8 protein-coding genes and 2 pseudogenes are annotated in these 6,637 nt (G+C 55.1%); 6 read left to right on the forward strand and 4 right to left on the reverse strand.

Features of this window, described 5'->3' with window-relative positions:
• The first annotated feature begins 293 nt into the window (after window positions 1-293).
• Both ACERLL_RS17010 and ACERLL_RS17015 read left to right on the forward strand, forming a co-directional pair.
• Window positions 294-527, forward strand: a complete 234-nt coding sequence (locus ACERLL_RS17010) for a hypothetical protein (RefSeq protein ID WP_373657301.1) — start codon at window positions 294-296, stop codon at window positions 525-527.
• Window positions 524-961, forward strand: a complete 438-nt coding sequence (locus ACERLL_RS17015; RefSeq protein ID WP_373657302.1) for a type II toxin-antitoxin system VapC family toxin — start codon at window positions 524-526, stop codon at window positions 959-961. Before ACERLL_RS17010 ends, ACERLL_RS17015 begins: the two co-directional genes overlap by 4 nt.
• A gap of 53 nt (window positions 962-1,014) precedes the next feature.
• Here ACERLL_RS17015 and ACERLL_RS17020 read toward each other — a convergent pair whose 3' ends face one another.
• Window positions 1,015-2,055, reverse strand: a complete 1,041-nt coding sequence (locus ACERLL_RS17020; RefSeq protein WP_373657303.1) for a transposase — start codon at window positions 2,053-2,055, stop codon at window positions 1,015-1,017.
• Between the two features lie 254 nt (window positions 2,056-2,309).
• Here ACERLL_RS17020 and ACERLL_RS17025 point away from each other — a divergent pair.
• Window positions 2,310-2,671: pseudogene (locus ACERLL_RS17025) on the forward strand (nuclease-related domain-containing protein); the annotation flags it as partial.
• A 48-nt stretch (window positions 2,672-2,719) separates the two neighbouring features.
• Complete coding sequence (locus tag ACERLL_RS17030; RefSeq protein WP_373657308.1) at window positions 2,720-3,010, forward strand: hypothetical protein; 291 nt, start codon at window positions 2,720-2,722, stop codon at window positions 3,008-3,010.
• A gap of 66 nt (window positions 3,011-3,076) precedes the next feature.
• Here the strand turns inward: ACERLL_RS17030 and ACERLL_RS17035 are convergent, their stop codons facing one another.
• Window positions 3,077-3,313, reverse strand: a complete 237-nt coding sequence (locus ACERLL_RS17035; protein WP_373657304.1) for an addiction module protein — start codon at window positions 3,311-3,313, stop codon at window positions 3,077-3,079.
• 333 nt (window positions 3,314-3,646) lie between these two features.
• Here ACERLL_RS17035 and ACERLL_RS17040 point away from each other — a divergent pair, with 333 nt between their 5' ends.
• Together ACERLL_RS17040 and ACERLL_RS17045 are read left to right on the forward strand one after the other, a co-directional pair.
• Window positions 3,647-3,871 (forward strand): FitA-like ribbon-helix-helix domain-containing protein, encoded by a 225-nt coding sequence (locus ACERLL_RS17040; protein ID WP_373657305.1) that lies wholly within the window; start codon window positions 3,647-3,649, stop codon window positions 3,869-3,871.
• Window positions 3,868-4,299 (forward strand): type II toxin-antitoxin system VapC family toxin, encoded by a 432-nt coding sequence (locus ACERLL_RS17045; RefSeq protein ID WP_373657306.1) that lies wholly within the window; start codon window positions 3,868-3,870, stop codon window positions 4,297-4,299. The genes ACERLL_RS17040 and ACERLL_RS17045 overlap by 4 nt, the downstream gene beginning before the upstream one ends.
• A gap of 151 nt (window positions 4,300-4,450) precedes the next feature.
• On the opposite strand, the gene ACERLL_RS17050 is transcribed toward ACERLL_RS17045, so the two are convergent.
• Window positions 4,451-5,602, reverse strand: a complete 1,152-nt coding sequence (locus tag ACERLL_RS17050) for a restriction endonuclease (protein ID WP_373657307.1) — start codon at window positions 5,600-5,602, stop codon at window positions 4,451-4,453.
• 81 nt (window positions 5,603-5,683) lie between these two features.
• Window positions 5,684-6,560 (reverse strand): annotated as a pseudogene (locus ACERLL_RS17055) (5'-nucleotidase).
• Window positions 6,561-6,637 lie beyond the last annotated feature (77 nt).

The raw sequence follows: 6,637 nt of genomic DNA on the forward strand, positions 1-6,637 counted from the left end.
CTATTGACCGTAGCTCGGTCCGGCCCTGTCCGCAAGTGCGCAAAGGAAGAGCTGTCCGAATGGGCAAGAAGCTCGGCCAGAGCAGAGCTGCGGGATCGGGGAGTGTGCCGGAAATGGCAACCAGCACCGAGGAGGGGAGGCCCAGGGAGGCTGCCTGAGGACAAGCAAGAAAGTGGGTGTCCCTTTTGCTCTTTTGCTCCGGCCCAATTCCTAACTGGGAACTGCCCGGCCTTTCTGGCATCCTATTTTGTTGAAATATTCAACAAAAGAAATCCGCTTCGGGAGTCTCGGCTATGGCTACGGTCAACTACTCGGTACCGGATGAGATCCGGAATGAATTCAACGAGGCCTTCGCCGGAGAGAACAAGAGCGCGGTTATCGCGCGTCTGATGCAGGAAGCTGTGGAAGAGCGGCGCCGGCAGGAGCGCCGGCAGACGGCTATAGAAGGCCTGCTGCGGCTCCGGGAAGAGATGCCGGGACTGACCGAGGAGGAAATTCGGGAGGCCCGGAAAGAAGGCCGGCCGTGACGCACCTGGTAGTGGATGCCAGCGTCGCCCTGAAGTGGATCTTCCCCGACGGAGCGGAAGAACTGGAGGATGCGGCCCTAACCCTCCTGCACCGTGTCGGCTCCGGGGAGATCACCCTGATTCAGCCGCCCCACTGGCTGGCGGAGGTAAGCGCCGTCCTGGCCCGCAAGGCGCCGGAACCGGAGCGCCGGGAACAAGCTATCGGCTTCTTCTACGCCCTGGAACCGGAGATCCCGGACTCCCCCGACCTATACTTCCGCGCCGCCGACCTCGCCGCTCACCTGGAGCATCACCTGTTCGACACCCTCTACCACGCCGTCGCCCTGGAGCATGAGGCCGAATTGATTACCGCCGATACTGCCTACTTTCGCAAGGCCGGCCCGGAGGCAGCCAACCTGGGCGCCATACGGCATCTGGGGGATTTTTCAGGTTAGTTGGGGGAGCCGGACCAAGACGAAAATCTTATTCCCCCTTACTGCCTCCGCCGCTAAGCCGCCGCGGAGAACAGCCGCTCCGCCGCCCGAAGGCCCCGGAGGTAGGCGCGCTGGCGCCGAGACCGGGCGACCGTAAGCGAGGCGGGCGCGCCCACCGCCGAGCCGAAGGCCCGCAAGAGCCGGTCGGACTCGGCAGCCAGGGCCTCGGCATCCATGCCGAGGCGGTCCAGGATTTTGGGCTTTCCTGGCGGAATGCGCCCCCGCTTGGCCGGATGCACCGCCCGCCCCAGCCAGTCCACCAGTTCCAGATAGTCGTCAAAGGCATAGGGGATGGCCCAGTCCAAATGCCCTGTCGCATCGAAGGGCATGAGCGGTGCCTTGGGCAAGGCAGCCGTCCCCTCCTCGGAGTCCTCCGCCCCTGCCTCGGCCACCGGACCGTCCACCCGCTCCGGTTCCCGTCCTAGTCGCTGCTGGATGGACGTGTAATCCGACTCCTCCGGTGTCTCGGCAATTCCCGCCCGAATGGGATTCAGGTCCACGTAGGCCAGGGCCGCGATCAGCGCCTGCTCGTCCAGTAGGGCCTGGCTCTTGAACCGTCCCTCCCAGAACCGCCCCCGGACGCCGTCCTCGGCATTGGCCTGGCGAGCGATGCCCTCGTTCAGGGTGCGCATGAACCAGGACAAGTCCTGCAGCCGGGCGCGGTACTGCTCGGCCCACTGGGTCACGGCCAGGACCTCCCCTTCATCGAGCCCCTGGCGCCCTTCCGCCAGGTACCGCCGAACCAATAGCGGCCCGGAGTACAGGGCGGTCCAGCGGGCCAGCACCTCGTCCACGGTCCAATTTTCTGCCCGCTCCGCATCGATCCGGACCACCACGTGGAAATGGTTGTTCATCACCGCGTAGCCCGCCACATCCACCGCGAAGACAGAGGCAAGCTGCTGCAAGCGGTCGGCGATCCAGCCGCGCCGGTGCTCATAGTTCACACCAGTAAATCGGTCCTCCCCACACAGGAAGGCCCGGCGCACGCAGCGGGAGACACAGTGGTACCAGGGGGTATCGGAGACAGAAACCAGGGCGGAGCGGGGCTGGGTCATGGGGAAGCCCTCCTAATAAGAACATATTGAGAACTTACCAGGGAGGCTACCTGAGGGCAATCAAAGTGGGTGGCCCATATCTATCCTACCTTGGGGTTCCCCCTGGACAGGGGCTTTTCGGCCTGGAAAGATCTAGGAACGAGAACGTCGCTAGATAGCTGAAAATAAAGGGGCTACCTGACGAATCCGGTTGTGCCAGTGGGTTTTTCGAAGAAGGGGGGCACATGGATCCCGCGCAGATATTCCAAGCGCAGATGGCCAAATTCTACGGCTTCGTCTTCCAATGGATATTCCCCGCCGTGCTCATTGTTCCCGGGGTGTCGCTGCTGTTGCGCTCCTGGCTGAAGGACCTTAAGGGGCACGCGGGCGAGAAGGGAGTGGCCAAACGCCTGGCACGGTTCGCCGCCGATGTCCGCAACGACGTGCTTCTTCCGGACGGCAGGGGTGGCTTGACCCAAGTGGACCATCTGGCCCTGCTGCCTTCCGGGATCTGGGTGGTGGAGACGAAGAACTACGGAGGGGAAATCTTCGGCAAGCCCCGGGAAAGCAGTGGACCCAGAAGATCAGCGGGCGCCGCTACCAGTTCCACAATCCCCTCCGCCAGAACTATGGCCACATCAAGGCCCTGGAGACCTCCCTTCCCGACACGCCGGTACATGGCCTGGTGGTGTTCTCCGACCGGGCGGCTTTCCCGAAGGGGCACCCCGAAGGCGTGGTGCAGGTCCGGGAAATGCTGGAGAACCTGGGCCCCGATCCGCTTGTGGAGCCGGTACCTGTAGGTCTGCGGGCGAAGTGGGAGGCCCTCGAATATCGCATCCGGACAGGGAAAGAGGCCCGAAAAGCCCATCTCGCCCAGTTCCGATCGAGGACGCGGGAGCGTCTGGGTCGGATCCTCACCATGGTCCTGATCGGATTGGGGATCTCCGTGTTCATCGGATCCCGAATCGTTTACTGACCACCTCCCTCCCATGAGGAAGCACCGTGCGTCTGCGTTCCCCGTGAGTGCGGGAATGAACCAATCTTAAAACCAGGAACTACGGGGCGGCCACTTAGGAAAGTGGGTGTCCCTTACCTGGTCTGAAACGCCCTCCGCGGCCCCTGAACGGACCTCCTCCAGGCGACGCCGGGCCTCCTCGGCCCATTTCCGGTCGATTTCCGCCTCCGGTGGGTTGAGGCTGCGCAGGAGGGAGTCCACCACCTGGGCCCGCTCTTCAACCGGAAGCGAGGCGGCCTCTTCGAGGATCTCTTCAATTTTCATGGCAGGCCCTATGGCCGTACAGAACAGTCACCAGAAACCCGTCCGGTCCTGGTTGGATTATCGCCCGGGGAAGCGTCGCACACCATAGCGGGGAGGAACTAGAACGTTTATCAGGTCGAGATTGGAGCGGAAGGTACCGGTGCCGTTGAGGGAAAGCGAAGGCCGTAGCCAAAGGAGGCGCCCAGTAGGAAAGTAAGGAAAGTGGGTGTCCCTTAGGTTAGGTCAAGGTGGGTGTCCCATACCTCCCATACCTTCACCATACCTTCATATTGCCCTCCCGATTGGCCGATGGCATGCTAGCAAATTGCTAGCATCAAAAAAGGAGATTCCGCCATGGGTGCCATCACGATCCGCAACCTCCCCGAGGAGCTGGTAGACCGCCTCAAGGAGGCAGCCGAGGCCCATAACCGATCCATGGAACAGGAAGTCCGCGAACTGCTGGAGCAGCGCTACGCGCCCAAGGGGGAGGTCTTGAGTCGGATGCGCGAGCGATGGGAAGAGCTCCCTCAGACCGATCCGGACGAAGTGGCCCGTTGGCGTGAGGAAGGGCGGCCTTGAGCAAACCCCTGGTCGTGGACACCATGGTGTTCGCCTATGCCTTGCTGGGGGTATCCACCCACCGGGAGACCGCCCTCGCAGCTCTTGAGGCAGCAGATCCCATCGTGGTGCCGGACTCCTGCTATGCGGAGCTGGCGAATGTAGTGTGGCAATGGACCCGGGCCAAGGAAATCTCCAGAGAGACCGGGCACGCCCTCCTTACGGACGCCGAGGTACTGATCAATCGCTCCCACCCCACTACCCACCTCTGGAGCCAGGCCCTGAGCCTGGCGATCGACGCCGACCACCCTGCCTACGACACCCTTTTCATTGCCGCCGCCCAGCGCGAAGGGACCCAAGTGGTCACCTTTGATAAGCGGCTACAAACCGCCTTCCCGGACTGGACCTTGGCTCCGGAACTGTTTCTAGGGCTCCGGAACTGTTTCTAGGCTGATTTCCGAATTTCAGCCGCCAGCTCGGAGGGCAATCAAGGTAATCAAAGTGGGTGTCCCATTTAGTTTCTTGCAACGAGGAAAGAAAGCAGGGGGCTTTTCCCTGAATCTAGGTGGGCGTCCCTTACCTAATTACCAATTTTCTGTTTTACCTTCCACGACTATCCTTCCAGCCCAAGGTATATATTTCTACATTTTCCACATATTCTAAGTTTTTCCAAGTAATATCAGGGCCACTTAATGGGATAACACCCTCAGACTGAGGTCCTGAAAATTCAATAGGATCTTTATTAATATCCCCCCATACGATAATTCTACCAGTAGAAGGCCGAATTTTTACCCTTAGGTGAACCTCCTCAGCATCCGGAGGAACCTGCAATTCTCTTGAATTGAAGGGGTTACCCCCCTCATCAGTTATAAAATATTCAAATTTCCCAATATGCACATTAGGTCTTACTTTTGCCTGAATAAAATTATACGGAATATCAGGAAGCTCAGATTTTTTACTGTAACTTGGGAACTTTTCCTTGTAGCCAGAAAAATCTTCAGGATTTAGAAGGATGGTACGCTTTCCCTCCATAACAAAATCTAGCTCTTTAGTCCCCTCTAGCTTGGCAGTCCCTGCCAAATAATAGCTTCTATGCAATTCGGCAGATATATAAAAGTCCTGCAAATAAACCTTACTGCCATTAATATCCCTCTTAAAATAAGATCCTTCTATATCGTCCGGCCGCCATTCTATTTTATCCACCTCATCCTCTAATTCAATCTCATTATTGTTCCACTTACCCTTAAAAAGTTCTGAAATATCAATATCATTAACTAATGCATTTTTTTCAAATTTTCCCCCTTCCTCCAAATGCATTCCAAACATCATACTCAACCCTAACAACTCCACCTCTTCAATAACGATAGGGATATCTAACTTAACAGGCCATTTGTAGGTCCTAGCGGCATGTGCAGTGCACAAATCAATCCCAAGCCTTTTTGCCTTTTTTTGGGCAGTATTAGAAAAACCCTTTCTGGCGACCAGAACTGCCTTATGGGCTTTTATATCTTGCATTTTTGAGGATAGGGCATCGAACTCAGTAACCGTAACCTTTTTGTTATAATCTTTACACTCTACAATAGTCACCACCTCAACAGGCCCTATTGATCCAGTGACCAGCACATCCACTTCTCGCTTTCCGTCATGACCTTGCACGTAAACATTCTTTTCAACTTTTTCATATTCTGGATTCTTAATAAGAATTTTGAAAATCTCAGCCGTCAAATCTTCAAATTCTTTAAAATCTGACATATATTAAACGATCCCTTTTAGGCATTTTGACCTTGGGGGCCACCCTCCAAATCAAACCGGGTGTCCTATAGAGTTTTCTAATTATCCCCTTTCCTCCTCTAGCCTAGGCTCTCCCGTTTCGTTTTCTTTACCCGCTTCATGAAACTTCCTTAGTTTGGAGTTTGTTGGGTACAATACTTTTGCGCTAGGAACATCACCTGCAGCTGGTTCCAAATGGGAGTCTTGGTCATCGAAAAATATATGCGGCTTATATGCCTTCAGAAACCGGCTTTTTTGTAATCCCCCCAAGAAAAATGCTTGATCAACATATACATCCCAAGAACGTAAGGTTTTTATAACTCTCATCTCCGCTGGACTATTTCTTGCCGTTATTATAGAAATACGCACGGGGGAAAAATCCACATTTCCAGGTAAGCGCTCCTGCATTTTAGATAATTTTCTAAGAAGATTTGCATGAGGGCCTTCAGGCAAAGGCATATCCTGTTTATTATCCTCTTCTGACCAAAAGGCTGAAATACCTTTAGTCTTATTAATCAATTCACTTTCATCTCCGAAAATTACTGCGTCTGCATCAAAAGCAAACCTGACCTGCTGCTCCGTTAGACTTTCACTATCCTTGGGAGGCTCTTTGACTAGGGCCGCAGCGGATACCCCGCTATCAATAACTCTTTGCGCATCCCTTTCACTTGTTGTTAAAAATAAATCTACATAAAAAGCTTCCAAGTAATCTGAGCTATTTTCCCCCGCAGTAAACTGCGGACCTTGTTATATCCAAACCTCTCCTTCTAATTTCCTTCAGAACTCTATAACCCGTTTCCGGACTATTTCTTGAAATAACTACCACCTCAACTATAGGATTGTTTTGTTTTTCATCTATGAATTCATTAAGGTTAAGGAGAGCTTTAACCAGGGGCATTCCTGTTCCGCTATTTAATGGCGCCTCCTCGTGCTCCAGCATTGAAGTGGACCCCAAAAACTGGACAGGGGTAGAAGTAAACGGCTGAGGGGGTATGCTCAGGCTCAGAAAGGAGCCTC

It is taken from the genome of Thiohalorhabdus sp. Cl-TMA (assembly GCF_041821045.1).
Lineage (GTDB): Bacteria > Pseudomonadota > Gammaproteobacteria > Thiohalorhabdales > Thiohalorhabdaceae > Thiohalorhabdus > Thiohalorhabdus methylotropha.

Coding starts and splice junctions, on each gene's coding strand:
- ACERLL_RS17010 (WP_373657301.1), top strand. CDS start 294: ATGGCTACGGTCAACTACTCGGTACCGGATGAGATCCGGAATGAATTC.
- ACERLL_RS17020 (WP_373657303.1), bottom strand. CDS start 2,055: ATGACCCAGCCCCGCTCCGCCCTGGTTTCTGTCTCCGATACCCCCTGG.
- ACERLL_RS17035 (WP_373657304.1), bottom strand. CDS start 3,313: ATGAAAATTGAAGAGATCCTCGAAGAGGCCGCCTCGCTTCCGGTTGAA.
- ACERLL_RS17040 (WP_373657305.1), top strand. CDS start 3,647: ATGGGTGCCATCACGATCCGCAACCTCCCCGAGGAGCTGGTAGACCGC.
- ACERLL_RS17050 (WP_373657307.1), bottom strand. CDS start 5,602: ATGTCAGATTTTAAAGAATTTGAAGATTTGACGGCTGAGATTTTCAAA.